Origin of the sequence: Streptomyces sp. NPDC006643, from assembly GCF_042870175.1 — a bacterium.
In the GTDB taxonomy this organism is placed as follows: domain Bacteria; phylum Actinomycetota; class Actinomycetes; order Streptomycetales; family Streptomycetaceae; genus Streptomyces.
In genome coordinates, this window is the sequence record NZ_JBIAHA010000001.1 from 197,236 (window position 1) to 216,462 (window position 19,227).

General features: G+C 74.3%; 12 protein-coding genes. 9 read left to right on the forward strand and 3 right to left on the reverse strand.

The features are described 5' to 3' along the window. The first annotated feature begins 1 nt into the window (after nt 1). From ACFYNU_RS00805 to ACFYNU_RS00825, 5 genes are all read left to right on the forward strand, one after another. Nucleotides 2-1,330, forward strand: a complete 1,329-nt coding sequence (locus tag ACFYNU_RS00805; protein ID WP_356589913.1) for a hypothetical protein — start codon at nt 2-4, stop codon at nt 1,328-1,330. 64 nt (nt 1,331-1,394) lie between these two features. Next, nucleotides 1,395-4,238 (forward strand): tetratricopeptide repeat protein, encoded by a 2,844-nt coding sequence (locus ACFYNU_RS00810; protein WP_356589911.1) that lies wholly within the window; start codon nt 1,395-1,397, stop codon nt 4,236-4,238. Nucleotides 4,239-4,240: 2 nt separating this feature from the next. Further along, complete coding sequence (locus tag ACFYNU_RS00815; RefSeq protein WP_356589909.1) at nt 4,241-5,770, forward strand: PP2C family serine/threonine-protein phosphatase; 1,530 nt, start codon at nt 4,241-4,243, stop codon at nt 5,768-5,770. Nucleotides 5,771-5,911: 141 nt separating this feature from the next. Beyond that, complete coding sequence (locus tag ACFYNU_RS00820; protein ID WP_356589907.1) at nt 5,912-7,267, forward strand: VWA domain-containing protein; 1,356 nt, start codon at nt 5,912-5,914, stop codon at nt 7,265-7,267. A 66-nt stretch (nt 7,268-7,333) separates the two neighbouring features. Beyond that, nucleotides 7,334-8,614, forward strand: a complete 1,281-nt coding sequence (locus ACFYNU_RS00825) for an FHA domain-containing protein (RefSeq protein WP_356589905.1) — start codon at nt 7,334-7,336, stop codon at nt 8,612-8,614. On the opposite strand, the gene ACFYNU_RS00830 is transcribed toward ACFYNU_RS00825, so the two are convergent. After that, complete coding sequence (locus tag ACFYNU_RS00830) at nt 8,595-9,620, reverse strand: methyltransferase domain-containing protein (protein WP_356589903.1); 1,026 nt, start codon at nt 9,618-9,620, stop codon at nt 8,595-8,597. The two genes, ACFYNU_RS00825 and ACFYNU_RS00830, sit on opposite strands and share 20 nt — an antisense overlap. Nucleotides 9,621-9,754: 134 nt before the next feature. Here ACFYNU_RS00830 and ACFYNU_RS00835 point away from each other — a divergent pair, with 134 nt between their 5' ends. The 4 genes from ACFYNU_RS00835 (at nt 9,755) to ACFYNU_RS00850 (ending at nt 17,654) form a co-directional block, all read left to right on the forward strand. Beyond that, on the forward strand, nt 9,755-10,153 hold the full coding sequence (locus tag ACFYNU_RS00835; protein ID WP_023541640.1) for a globin: 399 nt from the start codon (nt 9,755-9,757) through the stop codon (nt 10,151-10,153). Nucleotides 10,154-10,379: 226 nt separating this feature from the next. After that, entirely contained in the window at nt 10,380-13,826 is a 3,447-nt protein-coding gene (locus ACFYNU_RS00840) for an ABC transporter permease (protein ID WP_356589901.1), read from the forward strand. Nucleotide 13,827: 1 nt separating this feature from the next. Further along, nucleotides 13,828-16,686, forward strand: a complete 2,859-nt coding sequence (locus tag ACFYNU_RS00845; protein WP_356589899.1) for an FtsX-like permease family protein — start codon at nt 13,828-13,830, stop codon at nt 16,684-16,686. Further along, nucleotides 16,683-17,654, forward strand: a complete 972-nt coding sequence (locus tag ACFYNU_RS00850) for an ABC transporter ATP-binding protein (protein ID WP_356589897.1) — start codon at nt 16,683-16,685, stop codon at nt 17,652-17,654. Before ACFYNU_RS00845 ends, ACFYNU_RS00850 begins: the two co-directional genes overlap by 4 nt. Nucleotides 17,655-18,111: 457 nt before the next feature. On the opposite strand, the gene ACFYNU_RS00855 is transcribed toward ACFYNU_RS00850, so the two are convergent. Together ACFYNU_RS00855 and ACFYNU_RS00860 are read right to left on the reverse strand one after the other, a co-directional pair. Next, nucleotides 18,112-18,804, reverse strand: a complete 693-nt coding sequence (locus ACFYNU_RS00855) for a hypothetical protein (RefSeq protein ID WP_356589895.1) — start codon at nt 18,802-18,804, stop codon at nt 18,112-18,114. Further along, nucleotides 18,801-19,226, reverse strand: a complete 426-nt coding sequence (locus ACFYNU_RS00860) for a thioesterase family protein (protein ID WP_356589893.1) — start codon at nt 19,224-19,226, stop codon at nt 18,801-18,803. Before ACFYNU_RS00860 ends, ACFYNU_RS00855 begins: the two co-directional genes overlap by 4 nt. Between the last annotated feature and the right edge of the window lies 1 nt (nt 19,227).

The following is a 19,227-nucleotide window of genomic DNA, read 5'->3' on the forward strand; positions in this document are numbered from 1 at the left end:
GATGGGCGACGCGGGCTCCTTCCCCGGCTCGACGGGGAAGCCGGCCGGTCCTGCCATGGACCGGGACGAGGCGGACCGTGCCCTCGCGCGCCTCGGCGCCGAGCACGAGGCGATCGAGACGTCCCTGCTCGCCCTCCAGGACCACGCGGGCCGGCGGCTGCTGGAGGGCGCCGCCCTGAGCGGAGTCACCAAGGACCGCTGGGCCACCACCGAGCAGGCGATCACCCTGCTGTGGAGCTACTTCGACGCCTACTCCGCCGCCCTGCGCGGCGCCCGTGAGGCCCGCTCCCGGCTGCGCTGGCTCAACCAGCAGGATCTGGTGGACCTGACCGAGAAGCTGCGGGGCCGCAGTGTCACGGTCGCGGGCTCGGCCGCCGCCACCCCGTCCCTCACGGGACCGCCCAAGCTCTCCGAGCACTTCACCCTCGCCGAACTGGTCGCGCGGATGAACGAGCTCTACGCGCAGTCGCTGGACATGGTCGTGGCCTCGGACTCCGTCTGGTCGGCGCTGCCCGCCCGGATAGATCTGCTGGCCGCCGAGCTGAACCGCACCCGGTCGCTGGCGCACTCCGCCGGGGTGCGGCCCGGGGAGCACCCGGCGGGTGACGACCTGGAGGCGATCACCGACGAGCTGACCACGCTGCGCGCCCAGGTGATCTCCGATCCGCTCGCCTTCTGGCAGCCGGTGCACGGCAGTTCGGCGCCCGGCGGCGGCAGGCCCGACACCGAGCGCTACGACCGGGCGGCCCGCGCCCTGGAGGACGTACGCCGTGAGATCGACGCGGTCCTGACGGTGCGCCAGGACTCGGAGGCGCGGCTGCTGCGGCTGCGGGACGTGCTGTCGCGCGCCGACCGTACGCTCACCGAGGCCCGGTCGGCCCGGGGCGAGGTGCTGGCGAAGATCGCCGCGTCCGAGGTGCCCGCCGTGAGCGGCCCGTCGACGGCGCTCCAGGAGCGGCTGTCGACGGCCGCCGAGTACCGCAGACACGCGCAGTGGCACCGGCTCTCGCCGCTGCTGGAGTCCCTGGAGCGCGAGGCCGAGGACGAACTGCACCGGGCCCGCGCGTCGTTGACGGCCGTCACGGCGCCGCTCGCGGTCCGGGCCGAGCTGCGCGGCAGGCTCGACGCGTACAAGGCGAAGGTGGCCCGGCACGGACTCGCCGAGGACATGGTGCTGACCGAGCGCTACGACGCGGCCCGCCGGATGCTGTGGAGCGCGCCCTGCGATCTGCGCGTCGCCGAGCAGGCGGTGCTGCGCTACCAGCAGGCGGCGGCCGAGGCACTGGCCCAGCGGCAGTCCGGGCCCACCGACCGCGGGGGGAGCGCGTGAACGTCGCCGGAGTCGGCACAGTACGGGGCGGGACATCGAACGGCTTGGGCGAACGGGGGGAACGATGAGCGGGACGAGAAGTTGCCAGCGCCCCGGCTGCGAGGGCGCTTACGAGGACATGGGCGGCGGTGAGCTGTACTGCGACACCTGCGGTCTGGCTCCGGTCGTCTCACCGACCGGCATGGTCTCGTCGCCGCCCACCGGGATCACCGGCGGCGGCAGGGAGAGCGGGGTCAGCGGCAAGGGCGGTGGCCGGGACAGCGGTTCGACGCGCGGCGGTTCGTCCCGCGCGTCGTCGCGCGCCTCCTCGCGCTCGTCGACGTCACGGCGCTCGGTCTCGGGACGGCTGTCGCGTTCGCTGTCCGGCCGGCTCTCCAACCGGTCGGTGTCGGTGCGCAGTTCGGGCGTCTCCACGGGCGCGTCGGGGCGCAACCGGCTGGGCGCGGGCCTCGTCTCCGTACCGGGCGTGCCGAGGCCCGATCCGCGGTCGGCCGTGATGACGAGCGCCGAGGTCCCCGAGCGCAAGCGGTACTGCTCGCGTTCCGACTGCGGGGCGCCGGTGGGCCGGGCGCGCGGTGAGCGGCCGGGGCGTACGGAAGGGTTCTGCACCAAGTGCGGCCACCCGTACTCGTTCGTGCCGAAGCTGCGCGCGGGCGACATCGTCCACGGGCAGTACGAGGTCGCGGGCTGTCTGGCGCACGGCGGTCTGGGCTGGATCTATCTCGCCGTCGACCGCGCGGTCTCCGACCGCTGGGTCGTGCTCAAGGGCCTGCTCGACACGGGCGACCAGGACGCCATGGAGGCGGCGATCTCCGAGCGGCGCTTCCTCGCCGAGATCGAGCACTCCAACATCGTCCGCATCTACAACTTCGTGGAACATCTCGACCAGCGGACCGGCTCCATGGACGGCTACATCGTCATGGAGTACGTGGGCGGCAAGGCGCTCAAGGAGATCGCCAACGAGCGGCGCGGCCCCGACGGCAAGCGCGACCCGCTGCCGGTCGAGCAGGCGTGCGCGTACGGCATCGAGGCGCTGGAGGCTCTCGGGCATCTGCACAGCCGCAATCTCCTCTACTGCGACTTCAAGGTCGACAACGCGATCCAGTCCGAGGACCAGCTCAAGCTCATCGACATGGGCGCGGTCCGCAGGATGGACGACGACGAGTCGGCGATCTACGGCACCGTCGGCTACCAGGCGCCGGAGGTCGCGGAGGTCGGCCCGTCGGTCGCCTCCGACCTGTACACGGTGGCGCGCACGCTCGCGGTGCTGACGTTCGACTTCCAGGGCTACACGAACGTGTTCGTGGACTCGCTGCCCGACCCGGACAACATCCATGTGTTCCGGACGTACGAGTCCTTCTACCGGCTGCTGGTCCGCGCGACGGACCCCGACCCGGCGCGGCGGTTCGCCTCGGCGCAGGAGATGGCCGAGCAGCTGACCGGTGTGCTGCGCGAGGTCGTGGCCCTCCAGACGGGCCGGCCGCGGCCGGCCCTGTCGACGCTGTTCGGCACGGAACTGCGCGTCACGGACACCCAGTTGTTCGCCGACACCGGGCAGGACGTGTCACGGCTGGGGCTGCGCCCCGAGCCGGAGCGGACGGGTCTGTTCGGCCGCCGCGCCAAGGCCGCGCCGAGCGTGAACGGCGCCATGAACCGTCCCTCGAACGGGACCGTGATCGGTGCCGTCGGCGCCGTCGGCGGCGCCGAGCTGCCTCCGGGCGGCGGGCGGCACCCGGGCACGGGCGTGCCCACGCCGCTTCCCGGCCACCCGGCGATCCAGCCGCCCCCGCCCCCGTTCGGGGCGCCCTCCGGGCTCCCGTCCGGCGCCCAGCAGGGCGGCGTCCCGGCGCCCCGGACCGGACCGGGAGCCGGGCCGGGAGCCGGGCCGGCCGGCGGCGGTGTCCCCGCCGTGCACGGCGCCGAGGCACTGGCGACAGGCGCCCGGCTCGCGCGCATCGACGCGCGCGCCACCGCGCTGGCGCTGCCCGTGCCCCGGGTCGACGCGAACGACCCCAACGCGGGCTTCCTGGCCGGTCTGATGGCATCGGCGCCCGCCGAGCTGATCTCCGCCCTCGCGGGGGCGCCCGCCGACTCCGTCGAGCGCCGGCTGCGCGAGCTGCGCGCCCGGCTGGAGATGAGTGAACTGGTCACGGCGTCCGAGGCGTTGAGCGAGCTGGAGGCGCGCCACGCCGACGACTGGCGGGTCGTCTGGTACCGGGGCCTCGCCTCGCTCGTGTCGGGTGAGAACGAGCTCGCCGCGCTCTCCTTCGACGCGATCTACGACGCCTTCCCGGGCGAGGCCGCGCCGAAGCTGGCGCTCGGAGTCTGCGCGGAGGTGCTGGGCCAGCTCGACAACGCGGCGGAGTACTACCGCCTCGTATGGATGACGGACCCCAGCTATGTGAGCGCGGCCTTCGGCCTCGCCCGGGTGCAGAACGCGGCGGGCGACCGGACCGGCGCCGTACGGACGCTGGAATCGGTCCCCGAGGCGTCGATCCACTACACGGCGGCCAGGATCGCGGCCGTACGGTCCCGGCTGCGCCGCTCCGACCTGCGTGAGTTGCCGCCGCCCGGCCCGCCGGGAGCCGTCGCGGACACACCGCTGATCGACGATCTGAGAGCGGCGGCCGACCAGGTTTCGCGCCTCGGGCAGTTCGGTCTGGACTCGATGCGCCGGGAGCAGTTGTCCACGGAGGTTCTGGGCACGGCTCTGGACTGGGTACTCTCCGGTGGTCCAGGGAATCGGCCCGGACAGACCTCGCTGCTCGGCAGTGAACTGAACGAGCGCGGTCTGCGGTTGGGACTGGAACGCTCGTACCGGGTGCTCGCCCGGCTCGCTCAACGTGGCGAGGAGAGGATCGACCTGGTGGAGCGGGCCAACCGCTTCCGCCCCCGGACGTGGGTGTGATGATGTCGCAGATGCACCAGCCGACAGGCCTTTCGAGGTGCCCCGGTTGCGAGGAGCCGCTGGAGTCCGGCGACCTGTTCTGTGGTGCGTGCGGGTACGACCTGTCGGCCGTGCCGCCGCCCCCGGACGACCACCCCACCATCGTCATGAACGGCGCGCCGGGTGCGGCGCCCCAGGGCGCCGTCGACTGGCCGGCCGCCGCCGAGACGGACAGCACGGCCACGCCCGCGCCGGTGCATGTGCCCGGCGAGCTGCCGGGGCTCGACTCGACCGGGGTGCCGCTGTCCGGGCACACGGCGGGCGGGCACACTGCGGGCGGGCACACTGCGGCGGGACATACGGCGGCAGGACATACGGCGGCAGGACATACGGCGGGCGGGCACCGGCCCGCGCCGTCGGCCGCGCCGGTCGCACCCGCCACCCCGGCCGGTGACTTCGAACTGCCCGCGCCCACGCCGGTGGCCGTGCCGGCGCCCGCGCCGGGCGCCGGGGCCCCGCTCTCCGTGCCCCATGTCACCGACCTCCCGTCGGCCGAGCCGCCGGACCTCGCCGACCCGCGGACCGTCCCGCCCGCCGTCCCGGCGGGCACCAAGCTCTGTGTGGCCTGCCGGGCGGGCCATGTCGACACCGACGGCTACTGCGAGAACTGCGGACACGCCCAGCCGCGCGAACGCGACCATGTGGAGCAGGAGTTGGACGCCGTCGCGGCGGTCAGCGACCGGGGCCTGCGCCACCACCGCAACGAGGACGCGTTCGCCGTCTCGTCGGCCGCCCTGCCGGACGGGTCACCGGCCGTCATCGCGATCGTCTGCGACGGCGTGTCCTCGGCGACCCGCCCCGACGAGGCGTCGGCCGCCGCCTCGGCCGCCGCCAACGAGGTCCTGCTGGCGGCGCTGCCGCGCGGCACGCACCCGCAGCAGGCGATGCACGAGGCGATCGTGGCCGCCGCCGAGGCCGTCAACGTCCTCGCCGACCGGCCGGGGCGCACCGGCGAGCACGAGCCCGCGCACCGCGCGCAGAACGCTCCCGCGTGCACGATCGTCGGCGCGGTCGTGGCGAGCGGACTGCTGGTCATCGGCTGGGTCGGCGACAGCCGCGCCTACTGGGTGCCCGACGACCGCACCGGACCACCGGCCCGGCTCACGGAGGACGACTCCTGGGCCGCCCAGATGGTCGCCGCGGGTCTGATGAACGAGGCGGAGGCGTACGCGGACGAGCGCGCCCACGCCATCACCGGCTGGCTCGGCGCCGACGCCTACGAACTCGAACCGCACACGGCGTCGTTCAAACCGGACCGCCCCGGTGTCGTGGTGGTGTGCACGGACGGCCTGTGGAACTACGCGGAGAGCCCGCAGGACATGGCCCGGGTGCTGCCGCCGGACGCCGCCGGCCGCCCCCTGCGCAGTGCCCAGGTGCTGGTCGGCCACGCGCTCGACGGTGGGGGCCACGACAACGTAACAGTGGCCCTGCTGCCGTTCGCCGTACCGAGGCAAGGGGCAGGATCCGGCGGACAGGTCCCGAGCCCGGCCTGAGCACCCCACTGCCAGGACCACCGGCCGGACAGCCGGCCCGGACGCCGCCCGGTCCAACCCCGGGAGCGCACCGGCCCGTTGTCCCGCCGTCCTCTCAAGTCTTCTGTTTTTTGCCAGTGGAGCGTCAAGGAGCCGATACAGATGGCGAACTTCTCCAAGTCGACCGTGCCGCAGTTCTCCGTCGAGGTGTACCAGAACGAGTTCCTGCCGGAGGGCGGGCGCGAGGTCAACGCGATCGTGACGGTCACGTCCACCGGGGGCGGCACGACCGGCCGGGCACCGCTCTCGGGAGTCCCCGCCGCGCCGGCGGCGCTGCCGGGCCAGGGGCCGAACGCGGCCGTGGTGATCATGGTCGACTGCTCGGGATCGATGGACTACCCGCCGACGAAGATGCGCAACGCGCGCGACGCCACGTCCGCCGCCATCGACACACTGCGCGACGGTGTCGCCTTCGCCGTGGTCGCCGGTACGCATGTGGCCAAGGAGGTCTACCCGGGCAACGGGGCGCTCGCGGTCGCGAACGCCACCACCCGCGCGGAGGCCAGGAACGCCCTGCGCGGACTGAGCGCGGGCGGCGGTACGGCCATCGGCACCTGGCTGGGGCTCGCGGACCGGCTGCTGGCCTCGGCCGACGTGTCGATCAGACACGGCATCCTGCTCACCGACGGCCGTAACGAGCACGAGACGGCGGAGGCTCTGCGGGCCGCGCTCGACGCCTGCGCGGGCCGCTTCACCTGTGACGCGCGCGGCGTCGGCACGGACTGGGTGGTGAAAGAAGTCACAGGGATCGCCTCGGCGATGCTCGGCACGGCGGACATCGTCGCCGATCCCGCCGGGCTGGCCGCCGACTTCACCGCGATGATGGAGAACGCGATGGGCAAGGAGGTCGCGGACGTCGCCCTGCGGCTCTGGACGCCCGTCGGCGTGGAGATCAAGTTCGTCAAGCAGGTGGCGCCGACGGTCGAGGAGCTGACCGAGCGGCGTACGGAGGCGGGCACCCGTGCCGGGGACTACCCGACGGGCTCCTGGGGCGACGAGTCCCGGGACTACCACGTATGTGTCCAGGTCCCGGAGGCGGGCGTGGGCCAGGAGATGCTGGCGGCCAGGGTCTCGCTGATCCTCCCCGCCGCCGACGGCACGTCGCAGGTGCTGTCCCAAGGGCTGGTACGGGCGGTGTGGACGGACGACATGGTGGCGTCGACCTCGATCAATCCGCAGGTCGCGCACTACACGGGCCAGGCCGAACTGGCGCAGGTCATCCAACAGGGCCTTCAGGCCCGTAAGTCGGGGGACTTCGACGGCGCGACCGCCAAACTGGGCCGCGCGGTACAGCTCGCCTCGGACTCCGGGAACGCGGATACGGCGAAACTGCTTTCGAAGGTGGTGGACGTGGTGGACGCGGCGACAGGTACTGTGCGACTGAAAGCGAAGGTCGCGGACGCGGACGAGATGACACTGGAAACTCGCTCGACCAAGACCGTGCGCGTCAAGAAATAGCGGACCACCGCGAGAAGCGATCAGCTGCGGCCTGCGGGCCGGACGAGGAGAGGGGGAAGCGCCGACATGCCGACTTGCCCGAACGGACACCAGTCGGGTTCCGACGACTGGTGCGAGGTCTGCGGCCATCGCATGGCCGGAGCCGGCGCTCCCGCCGGTTCGGTGCCACCGCCGCCCCCACCGCCGCCCGCGCCCGGTTACGGCTATCCACCGGATCCGAACGCGACGGCGCAGGCCGAGCTGTGCCCGCAGTGCCGCACCCCGCGCGAGGGCAACGCCCTGTTCTGCGAGGAGTGCCGGTGGAACTTCCTCACGAACACGGCGACCTCGTACACGCCGCTGGCTCCGCAGCACCAGCAGCCCGGTGGGCCGGGCGGCCCCGGTGGGCCCGGTGGGCCGCCGCCTCCCGGGCTGAACCTGCCGCCGGGCTTCCAGGCCCAGCAGTCGCCGCCCCGGCCGCCGGAGCCGTACGACTACCAGGGCTCACGCCCCTCGCAGCTGAACCGGCCCGCCGAACCGCTCTCGCCCGACCAGCAGAGCCAGCCGGGTCAGCAGGGCCGGCCGGGCGGGTTCGGCCCGCAGGGCGGACCTCCCGGGCCTCCCGGACCGCCCGGTGACGGTGGTCCTCCCGGACCGCCCGGACCGTACTCCCCCCAGGGCCCGCCGCCGCCCCCGCCGTACCAGCAGCAGGGTCCGCCGTCGCCGCCCTCGTTCCAGCAGTCGGGGCCGCCGGCCCCGCCGCAGCAGACCGGTGGCGACGACTGGGTGCTGCCGCCGCCCTCGCAGGCGCAGGCGTCCGCGCCGCCCCAGCAGTTCCAGCAGGGCCCGCCGCCGCAGCAACACCAACAGCAGCAACACCAGCCGCCGCAGCACCAACAGCAGCAACAGCACGACCCGATGCGACAGCAGCAGCAACAGCCGCCGCACCAGTACCAGCCGCCCGGCAACTGGACCGCGGTCGTCGCACCGGACCGTGACTACTTCATGGCGATGATGCAGCGCAGCGGTCCCGAGGCGACGGGCCTCAACCTGCCCGCGTACTCACCGGAACAGCACCTTCCGATGACCGGGAACCAGATCACCATCGGCCGCCGGCGCCACTCCACCGGCGAGTCCCCCGATGTCGACCTGTCGGTCCCGCCGGAGGACCCGGGCGTCTCGCACCAGCACGCGGTCCTGGTCCAGCAGCCGGACGGCGGCTGGGCGGTGGTCGATCAGAACTCCACCAACGGCACGACGCTGAACGGGGCCGAGGACCCGATCCAGCCGTACGTCCCCGTCCCGCTCCAGGACGGTGACCGCGTGCACGTCGGCGCCTGGACGACGATCACGATCCGCCGGGGCTGAGCGACCAGACGTACGGTCCCGAGGGGTCGTCCAGCCAGGCCCACTGCCGGTCGGGACCGACCGTGATGCCGAACCTCTCCCGCTGCGGGCGCCCCTCGCGCTCCCAGAGGGAGAGGGCCTCGTGCGGGTCGAGGCTGCCCGCCGTCAGCGAGAGCATGAAGCGGAAGAGATCGTTCTCCAGCGCCCTTCTGGGCAGTCCGCCGATCCGCTGGAGAACGGGCAGCGCGGGCTCCTCCAGACCGCCCCGCAGCGGCACGAAGAAGGCCGACGTGTGCAGGAAGTGCCCTTCCGCGTAACGGCCGTGGGGGGCGTCGCCGACATCCAGCGCGATCAGCCCGGTCGACAGCGGCGCCAGGATCCGCGCCCCGTCCGCGCACTGGGCCAGCCAGTCGGACGGCACTGCGGGCAGTGTGCAGGTCGCGATGATCCGGTCGAAGGGCGCCCGCCGCCGGACACCGACCGAGCCGTCGCCCGTGACGACCGCGGGCCGGTAGCCGGCCGTCGCGAGATGCGCGCGGGCGGACTCGGTGATCTCCGGATCCAGATCGACAGTCGTCACGCGCCCTTCGCCCAGCCGGTGCGAGAGCAGACCCGCGTTGTAGCCGGTGCCGGCGCCGATCTCCAGGACGGTGTGCCCGTCGCGTACGTCCAGCGCCGTGAGCATCCGGGCCATCAGGGAGGGCTGGCTGCTGGAGGAGATCAGTTCACCGTCCCGTACCCGGGTGGCCAGCGCCCCGTCCGCGTACGCGCCGCGCAGCCAGCGCAGCCGCCGGACCGGGTCGGGGTCGTCGCACCACAGCCGGTCGTGGCCGCCGGGTCTGCTGACGAAGTAGTACGGGACGAACAGATGGCGCGGCACCTCTTCGAACGCCGCGCGCCAGGCCGGGTCGTCCAGCGCCCCGTCGGCGGCCATGCCCCGCACCATGGCGGCACGCGCCTCGGCCGCGACACCGGCTTCGTCGTCGCCCGGCCCGTACGCCTCGCGGTGCTCGTGGTGAACGCCCATGGGTCCACTGTCCTGTGTCACGGGCGCGGAAGCGAGCAGTCCCGGGTCAGGACTTGTCGGACAGGGCCGCATCCCGCTCGGCGGCGGGCCCTAGGACCGAAGTCCTCGGCCGGTGGGTCTGAGACCATGGAGGGGTGAACGAGATTCCGCGCGGCACGCTTTCGGAGCAGACCTTCTACGAGCAGGTCGGCGGCGAGGAGACCTTCCGGCGCCTGGTGCACCGCTTCTACCAGGGCGTCGCCGAGGATCCGCTGCTGCGGCCGATGTATCCGGAGGAGGATCTGGGTCCGGCCGAGGAGCGGTTCACGCTGTTCCTGATCCAGTACTGGGGCGGTCCGCGCACCTACAGCGACAACCGGGGCCATCCCCGGCTGCGGATGCGGCACGCGCCGTTCACCGTCGACCGGGCCGCGCACGACGCCTGGCTGCGGCACATGCGGGTGGCGATCGACGAGCTGGGGCTCTCCGAGGAGCACGAGACGCAGCTCTGGAACTACATGACGTACGCCGCCGCGTCGATGGTGAACAGCTGACCGCTCACGCTCCTGCCTGGTCCGGTGCGTCCCGTGGCGTCCCGTGGCGTCCCGTGGCATCCGGTGGCGTCCCGCGGCATCCTGCGGCGCTCCGGAATGCGGACTTCCTGTTCCGGACAACGGTTACGATCCGATCAAAGTCCGCCCGTAAGCGGTTTCCACGGGCGCCCGCCCTCTGAAAGTATCCAAAGCTCCGGGGGCGGGAAACGGATCGGCGGGGGGACGTGTGACGGGGTTCGTCTTCCTGCGCGTCCGCGCGCACCGACTGCTGCTCGCGGCGGCCCTGCTGGCCGTGCTGCTGACGACATCCGTCCTGTCCGCCCTCACCGCCTTCTCCGGTTCCATCGGGGACGCCGCGCTCCGCCACACCCTCCAGGGCCGTGACGCCGCCGCCGCGGCGCTGGTGATCACCGCGCAGGTCCCGGCGGGTGACCGGCCGGCCGCGAACAAGGCGGCGACCGAGGTCGCGCGCGAGTCGTTCGACGGACTGCCCGTCACCGTACGGAAGCTGGAGCGCTCCGGGTCGTACGCGCTCCCCCGCGCCCTTCAGCCGCCGGCCGCCCGCGCGGGCGATCCCGACCTCACGCACTTCGCGACGCTCGACCGCTCGCGCGTACGACTGGTGACCGGCTCCTGGCCCACGGCGACGGGGACTTCCGCCGCCGACCCCGTGCGGGTGGCGTTCCCCGAGGAGGCCGCGACCGAGCTGGGGCTGAAGGCCGGCACACGGCTCACGCTCGTCGACCGGCTGGGCGGCAAGCCCCTCACGATCCATGTCACGGGCGTCTACCGGCCGGCCGATCTCACCGACCCGTACTGGAAACTCGACACCCTCGGCGGCCAGGGCGTCCAGACGGTCACCTTCACCACCTACGGTCCGCTGCTCACCGACCCCGCCCTGTTCGACTCCGGGCGGCTCCAGGCCGGCGACCTGTCCTGGCTGGCCGCCGCCGACTTCCGAAGCGTCACCACCGGCCGGATCGACGCGCTGCGCGCCGCCGCCGAGCGCGGGCCCAAGTCCCTCGCCGCGCAACCGGTGTTCGCCGATGGGGTGACCGCGCGGACCACGCTGCCCGGCGTACTCGACCGGACCGAACGCGCGCTGCTCGTGTCCCGCTCCACACTGCTGATCGTCGCCGTCCAGCTCGTCCTGCTGGCCGGTTACGCCCTGCTGCTGGTCGCGCGGCTGCTGAGCACCGAGCGGACGGGTGAGAGCGAACTGCTGCGGGCCCGCGGTGGTTCGGGGCGCCGGATCGCCTGGCTCGCCTCCGTCGAGGCACTGCTGCTGGCGCTGCCCGCCGCGCTGTGCGCGCCGCTCCTCGCGGGCCCGCTGACCCGGCTGCTCGTGCGGCACGGCGGGCTCGACGACATCGGGCTGCGGCTCGGTGACACCTCGACCGCGCAGGTGTGGCTGACCGGCGGCGGGGTCGCGCTGGCGTGCGCCGCCGCCGTCGTGGCCCCCGCCCTCGCGTCGGCCGGGCTGACCCGGCTGCGGCGCGGCAGGGCGGGGACACTGCCCGGCCCGGTGCGCGCGGGCGGCGACGTGGGACTGCTGCTGATCGCCGCCGTGGCGTACTGGCAGCTGGACCGGCAGACGGCCACGTCCGGCGGTGGCGCGCTCAGCGGTGACAGCCGGGGCGAGCTGGGCGTCGATCCGCTGCTGGTCGCCGCCCCCGCGCTGGCGTTGCTGGCCGGCACCGTACTGACCCTGCGCCTGCTGCCGCCCGTGGCGCGCCTCGCCGAGCGGCGCGCGGCGAGCGGGGCGGGCCTGTCGTCGGCGCTCGCCGGCTGGCAGTTCAGCCGCCGGCCGCTGCGCGGCGCGGGCCCGGTGCTGCTGCTGGTGCTGGCCGTGGCGATGGGGATGCTGGCGATCGGGCAGAGCGCGTCGTGGGACCGTTCGCAGGAGGACCAGGCGGATTTCCGGACGGGCGCGTCGCTGCGGGTGCTGGCCAACCGGCCCGGGGATCCGGGCCAGGCGGGCATCTACGCCGCGCTGCCGGGGGTGCGCGCGGCGGCCCCGGCGCACCGCGCCACCTCCGAGCTGTCGGCCGACCGGACGGCGACCGTCCTCGCGCTGGACACCGGCCAGGCGGACGAGCGGATGCTGCTGCGCGAGGATCTGTCCGGACTCTCCGGGGACGACGGGGCGGCCCGGCTGCTCGAAGCCGTACAGCCGCCGAACACACCGCGGACGCCGAAGGGAACGGCAGGGGCGAAGGCGGCGGAGACGGCGCGGGTCGGCGTCCCGCTGCCCGAGGACACCCGGCAACTCCGGGTCACGCTGCGGCTCACCGACACCTCGGCGCCGGACGGGGTCTCGCCGACCGGCAGCGCCCCGTTCACGACGGTGCTGGTCGAGGACCGGTACGGGATCGGCTACCGGCTGCTCGCGGGCGAGGTGCCCGTCGACGGCCGCCCGCACACCGTCACGCTCGATCTGGCCGGCGACGCGGACTCCGCGCGCGGCCCCGGGGCGGCGCGCACGCCGCTCGCCCCCGCCGGGCCGCTCGCCCTGACCGGTCTGGAGCTGGACCTGAGCGCCCCGCAGGGCAGGAGCGAGACCCACCGGGTCGGCGTGGACGCGCTCCAGTCCCTGGACGCGGACGGCGCCGTACGCCCGGTGGATGTCCCGGCGGACTTCGGCTGGCGGGCGACGCTCCTCGCGTCGCTGGACGGCGAGTCGGACCCGGACCTGCCGCTGAAACCGGCCGCACCCTCGAAGGCGCCGCTGGCGCTCTCGTACAAGACAGGGGTCAGCCCGCAGGCCGGTGCCTATCTCGACCCGGTCCGCAGGCTCACCGTCCATGTGGGCGTACCGCGCCCCGAACCGCCCGCCGTGCTGCCCGCGATAGCCACCGACAGCTTCCTGCGCGCCGCCGGGGCGAAGACCGGGCAGAGCCTGGACGTCGAGGTCGCGGGCGACCGGCTCCGCGTGCGGATCGTGCGCACGGTCGACGCGTTGCCCACCACCGGTCCCGGCGCCCTGAGCGCGCAGGCCGCGAGCGAGAGCGCCGACAGCGCGCGCACGGGCGACGGCGGCGGGCTCCTGCTCGATCTGCGCGCCGTCAACCAGGTGCTCGCCGACCGGCGGGAGCCGTCGCTGGCCCCCACCGAGTGGTGGCTGAGCGCGGCGCCGGGGCGGGCGCCGGAGATCGCCGAGACCCTGCGCGCGCGGTCCGACGTCGACCCGGCGCAGGTCATGGTGCGCGAGGAGACGGCGGCGGAGCTGCTGAGCGATCCGCTGGGTGTCGGACCGCAGTCCGCGCTGCTGGCCGCCGCGATCGCAGCGGCGGCGCTGGCGGCCGTCGGCTTCGCGGTGAGCGCGGCGGGGTCGCTGCGTGAACGGGCCGCCGAATTCGCCCTGTTGCGGGCGCTCGGCACCCCACGCCGGCAACTCGCCCGGCTGATAGCCACCGAACAGGGTCTGCTGCTCATGGTCGCGCTGCTGGTCGGTCTGGCCCTCGGCTCGGTGCTCACCCGGGCCGTCGTACCGCTGGTCGTGCTGACCGGCCAGGCCACCCAGCCGGTGCCCGCCGTCCTGGTCGAACTGCCCGCAGGCCAGGTCGCCGCGCTGCTGGCGGGGGTGTCCGCGCTGCCGCTGCTGCTGATCGCGTATCTCACCCTGCGCCGCACCGACCCGGCGGTCACGCTGCGCGAACGGGGAGGCAACTGAGATGAGCGCACCTGTCCCCGCCGATCGTGACCGGCGCCCCGCGCGGATCGTCGCGCCCTGGGTGCGGACCCGGCTGCGGACCGCGCCCGGGGGCGCCGCGGCGATGTTCGTGCTCGTCGTGCTGACCGCGTATCTCGCCGCCGCCTTCCCCCGTTCCGTCGACGCCTACGAGACGAACGGCCTGCGCCACGACATCCGTTCGGCCGTGGCCACGGAGAGCGTCCTGGAGGTCAGCACCCGCGCGCCCGGCCTCGGTGTGCCGCAGGCGCAGCGTGAGGAGGCCCTGCGCGGCGCCTGGGTGGCACAGGCGCAGCGGAAGATCACCGGCAGTCTGCCGGCGCCGGTGCGGGCCGACGAGGGCGCCTCCGCGTACGGCGTACGGACCTCCCAGCCGGTCGAGGGCACCGACGCCTGGCTGCCCGCGCCCGACAATCTGCCGCCGATGTTCACCCTCGCCGCCCAGGCGCGTCTGGACCGCCACTCCACCCTCCGCGAGGGGCGGCTCCCGCGCGCCGACGGCGCGGTGACGGAGCGCACCGGGGAGGTGGAGGCGGCGGTCACCGCCGAGACCGCCAAGTCGCTGCGCATCAAGGTCGGTTCGGTGGTGCACATACCGGGCGTGGACCGGGACGAGCTGGCCGTACGGATCACCGGGATCATCGTCCCCCGGGACCCGGCGAACAGCTACTGGGCCGTCGAGACCACCCTCGGCTCCCCCGTCCTCGTCACCAAGCCGACCAGCGACGTGCCGCCTCCGCGCTACTGGCGGGCCTCCCTGCTGCTGGCGCCCGACGCCGCGCCCGTGCTGCTCGGCACCACCGGCGAGCCCCAGACGTACTGGCGGATCGCCCCGGACGCCGCGGCCCTGACCGCGCGCGACGCGCCGGCGCTCGCGTCGCGCATCGCCTCCCTGGAGAACGGCCCCGAGCTGACCCGGCTGCGCGCGCCGACGCTGGTCGGACCCTCCGCCGTGGTGACGACGGGACTTGACGAGATCGTCGCCGCGCACCGCTCGATGCGGTCGGCCATCGCCCCGGTCGTCAGCGTCGCCGCGCTGGGGATCGGCGCCGTGGCGGCCGTCGTGCTGGTGATGGCGGGCGGTCTGTCGGCCGTACGGCGGCAGGCCGAACTCGCCCTCCTGCGCTCACGCGGCGGATCGCTGCGCGCGATCGGCGGCCGGCTGCTCGCCGAGACGGCGGTGATCGCCGTGCCCGCGGCGGCGGCCGGTCTGCTGCTGGCCGTGCTGACCGTTCCGGAGGCCCGGCTGCTGCCCGCCGTGGCCGCCGCGGGCGGTGTGTGCCTGCCGGCGTGCGCGGCGCTGCCGGTCCTGGCGGTCGTACGGCACCGCAGGCCCCGGCCGCACGGGGGCCGCGACGATCTCGTACAGGCCAGGCCGTCGCGTCGCCGCACCATCGCCGAACTGACCCTGCTGGCCCTGGCGATCGGCGCGGTCGTCGCGCTGCGCCGGCGCGGCACGGGCGGCACGGGCGGCACGGGCGGGGTCGACGACGTGGACTATCTGGTCAGCTCCGCGCCGGTGCTGGTGGGGCTGATCGCGGCGCTCGTCCTCGTACGGCTGTATCCGTTGCCGCTGCGTCTGGCCGGCCGCCCGGCGGGACGGCTGCGCGGCGCCGTCGGTTTCCTCTCGCTGGCCCGCGCGGGCCGGGCGGCGTCCTCGGGCGCGCTGCCGCTGCTCGCCCTGCTCATCGCGCTGACGACCGCCGCGTTCGGCGGCTCCGTGCTCGCCGGGATCGACGGCGCCCGGGAGCGGGCCGCCGTGCTCGCGACGGGCGCGGACGCCCGGGTCAGTGTCGTCGGCTCGTCGCCGGTGCTGCCCGACGGGCTGGCGCCGGTCGTACGGAAGAGCGCCGGTGTCGGGGAGGTGACCGCCGTACGGATCGAGTACGGCGTACCGCTCCCGTCCGACGCCAAGGGCTTCCGGACGGCGCTCGGCGTGACCATGATCGGCGTGGAGCCGAAGGCGTACACAAAGCTGGCCCGGCAGACCGGGCTCGGCGAGTTCCCGGCCGACGCGCTGAAGTCCGTGGGCGGGGGCGGCGTACGCGACGGCGGGTCCGACGCCGGCCGGGTACTGCCCGCCATCGCCTCGCCCGCCATCGCCGAACGGCTCGGTGAGGGGCCGCGCGACATCCAGTCGCCCGCCGGGGACTTCAAGGTGCGGGTGGCGGCGATCCGTTCGAACACCCCGGCGGCGCCCGGCGCCGAGTACCTCCTGGTGAACGCCGCCGACCTGACACAGCGCGCGCCGACCACCCTGCTGGTCACGGGGGCCGAGCTGGACGGCGCGGCGCTGCGCCGCACGGTCGCCGGATTCGGCGAGCGGACACGTACCCCCCTCACTGTGAAGCTGCGCGCCGAGGAGCGGAAGACGTTCGTCAACACGCCCATGCAGGAGGGCGCCGAGCGGATCTACGCGGCGGCCATCGCGGCGGGCGCGGGCTACGCGCTGCTGGCCCTGCTGCTCTCGCTGTCGCAGACGGCCCCCGAACGCCTCACGCTGCTGGCGCGGCTGCGCACCATGGGCCTCACCAGACGCCAGGGCCGCCGGCTCCTGGCCCTGGAGGTCCTGCCGCAGGCGCTGCTCGCGGCGGTGGGCGGGGCGTTCGTCGGCTGGGCGACCGTCGTACTGCTGGCGCCGGGGGTGGATCTCGTACGGCTGGCGCTCACCGCGACATCGGACGTGACACTGGACGGGGCACCGCTCCGCGCCGATCCGTGGTCGCTGGTGCTGCCGGCGGTGGGCGTGCTGGCGCTCGCCGCGGCGGTGTCGGTCGTGCAGGCGTGGTGGGCGGGACGGCGGGGATCGATCAACGAACTCAGGGCAGGAGACAGCCGATGACATCGTCGACGGGGTCCCCGGTGACGCTGGAGCAGTTGGAGCGGCGCGCGGGCACCCACCGCGACCGCCCTTCGTACGGGCACGACGCGCTCATCGCGTGCGACCGGCTGGTGCGGATCTTCACCGCCGACGGGGTGGAGGTGCAGGCCCTCCAGGGGCTCGATCTGCTCGTTGCCGAGGGCGAGTTGATGGCCCTCGTGGGCGCGTCCGGCAGCGGCAAGTCGACGCTGATGAACATCCTGGCGGGCCTGGACGTCCCGACGGCCGGCGCCGCGAAGGTCGCCGGCCGCGATCTGCTGGCCATGGACGCGAAGGCGCGGCTGCGCTACCGGCGCGAGGCGGTGGGCTTCGTCTGGCAGGAGACCGGCCGGAATCTGCTCCCGTACATGACGGCCGGTCAGAACGTCGCGCTGCCGATGCAGTTGAGCGGCTCGGGCGGGAGGGGCCGCCGGGCGGAGCGCGCCGCGCGGGCGGAGTCGCTGCTGACGATGCTGGACGTCGCGGACTGCCGCGACCGCCGCCCGCACCAGATGTCCGGCGGCCAGCAACAGCGCGTCGCGATAGCCGTGGCTCTCGCCAACTCGCCCTCCGTGCTGCTGGCGGACGAGCCGACGGGTGAGCTGGACTCGGCGACCGGGGAGCAGGTGTTCGCCGCGTTCCGGCGCGCGAACGAGGAGCTGGGCACGACGATCGTGATCGTCACCCACGACCAGGAGGTCGCGTCCGAGGTCCGCCGCACGGTCGCGATCCGCGACGGCCGCACCTCCTCGGAGGTCCTGCGCCGCACGGAGGTCGACGCCACGACGGGCCAGGAGTCGGTGGTGGCCCGCGAATACGCGATGCTCGACCGCGCGGGCCGCCTCCAGCTCCCCGCCGAGTACACGAAGGCGCTGGGCATGGAACACCGGGTGATGCTGGAACTGGAACAGGACCACATAGGAGTCTGGCCGGACACCCCACCCGACTAACCCGCCGGGCGGGGCCGCCGACACCCGCCGTGCGGGCCCGCCCCCGGCCACAGCCCGTCCGGGCGCATCGGGTACGCCAACCCCGCGCAGCAGTCTCACCGCCCGGACAACTCCGTCCGACGCACCGCACGGCACGCCACGACCAGTTCCCGCCGGAGCGGACCACGCCTCGCGGGGCGACAGCCCCGCCCCAGGACGGTCGGCCCGTAGCGCCACGGCCGGCACCCGGCGAAAACGCCCACGCCTCAGGGGAGTTGGCCCACCGGCACCCGATGGGCCCCAGGCCGGCAACGGCCCGGCCGGGCGGACCGGGTACGCCAACCCCGCGCCGCAGTCCCACCGACCGGACATCTGCGGAAAGGCTCGCGTCTCAAGGGAGTTGGGCCCGCCAGGGGCTGTTCGTCCTACCGAGCCGGTCCGGAGCCGCCCCGGGCCCGGCCGTCGCACGTGTGGCCGCTCAGGTCGGGGTCACGCTCAGGCCGGTGATGCCGGCCGTGCCGGCCGGGCGGACCGCGATCGAGCCGTACGGGGTGCGCAGGCGCAGCCATGTGGCCGTGCCGAGCAGGGCCACCGGTGCGTTCTCCGGCATCGGGCGCAGGAAGCCCACCGACTGCGCCGCGTGGACCGCGCGCAGGGGGAGGGGGGTGTCGGCGACCGGGCGGGACCAGATCTCGCGGCCGATTCTGTCCCGTTCGGCGCGGTCGCGGTGCGCCTCGGGCAACGCCTCGTCGCGGGTGCGGAATTCGGCGACGGCCGCCGCGATCTCCTGGCGCAGCCGGGCGGGTCCCGGCAGGCCGGGGATCCGCTGCCAGCCGCCGCGTGGCGGCAGCACCCCCGTCCACGGAGGGCCCGTGACGGCGGCCGGCAGCGCGAAGCCGCCGGTCGACTCGTCGATCGCTTCGAGGAGTTCACCGGCCGACACGGTGACATCCAGCTCCGCCGAGGTGGCGTCCGCACGCAGCCGGCCCGTACGGATCGCCAGGACCTCGAACGCCGGGGGCCGCCCGAACACCGCCACGGCCCCGCCGCCCACCTGGAGACGTACCGCCGCCGCCCGGTCGTAGCGGATCAGCCGGCCGAGGAAGGCGGCGAGATCCGCCGCCTCCGCCGTGTCGGCGAGCCGCAGGGCCCGTACGGTCGTCGCCGTCATGCCGCGAGAGCCTCCGCGTCGTCCAGGTACTTCAGGAGGAAGGACTTCTCCTCCGCCGTGATCCGCCGTGGCCGGCCCGCCTGGAGGTCGTACGGCACGATGACGGTCGAGGCCCGTACGTACACCTGGTCCTCGTCCTTGATCTCGTACGCGATCGTGAGCGTCGCCGCGCCGATCTTCGTCACCCACAGCTCCACGTCCACCGGCTCGTGCCGGTGGACCAGCGGCAGCTTGTAGTCGATCTCGTGCCGGGCCACGACGGACCCGCCCGAGAAGGACGGCGAGCCCTCCCCCGGCGCCAGGCGGAACATGAAGTCGATCCGCGCCTCCTCCAGATAGCGGATGAAGACGACGTTGTTGACGTGCCCGAAGGCGTCCATGTCCGACCAGCGCATGGGGCAGCTGTAGTGGTGGCGGGCCATG

Bases quoted from the DNA above. Each gene is read 5' to 3' on its own strand.
- ACFYNU_RS00825 (WP_356589905.1), top strand. From the start codon at position 7,334: ATGCCGACTTGCCCGAACGGACACCAGTCGGGTTCCGACGACTGGTGC.
- ACFYNU_RS00820 (WP_356589907.1), top strand. From the start codon at position 5,912: ATGGCGAACTTCTCCAAGTCGACCGTGCCGCAGTTCTCCGTCGAGGTG.
- ACFYNU_RS00845 (WP_356589899.1), top strand. From the start codon at position 13,828: ATGAGCGCACCTGTCCCCGCCGATCGTGACCGGCGCCCCGCGCGGATC.
- ACFYNU_RS00850 (WP_356589897.1), top strand. From the start codon at position 16,683: ATGACATCGTCGACGGGGTCCCCGGTGACGCTGGAGCAGTTGGAGCGG.
- ACFYNU_RS00805 (WP_356589913.1), top strand. From the start codon at position 2: ATGGGCGACGCGGGCTCCTTCCCCGGCTCGACGGGGAAGCCGGCCGGT.
- ACFYNU_RS00860 (WP_356589893.1), bottom strand. From the start codon at position 19,226: ATGGCCCGCCACCACTACAGCTGCCCCATGCGCTGGTCGGACATGGAC.
- ACFYNU_RS00815 (WP_356589909.1), top strand. From the start codon at position 4,241: ATGTCGCAGATGCACCAGCCGACAGGCCTTTCGAGGTGCCCCGGTTGC.
- ACFYNU_RS00830 (WP_356589903.1), bottom strand. From the start codon at position 9,620: ATGGGCGTTCACCACGAGCACCGCGAGGCGTACGGGCCGGGCGACGAC.
- ACFYNU_RS00810 (WP_356589911.1), top strand. From the start codon at position 1,395: ATGAGCGGGACGAGAAGTTGCCAGCGCCCCGGCTGCGAGGGCGCTTAC.
- ACFYNU_RS00855 (WP_356589895.1), bottom strand. From the start codon at position 18,804: ATGACGGCGACGACCGTACGGGCCCTGCGGCTCGCCGACACGGCGGAG.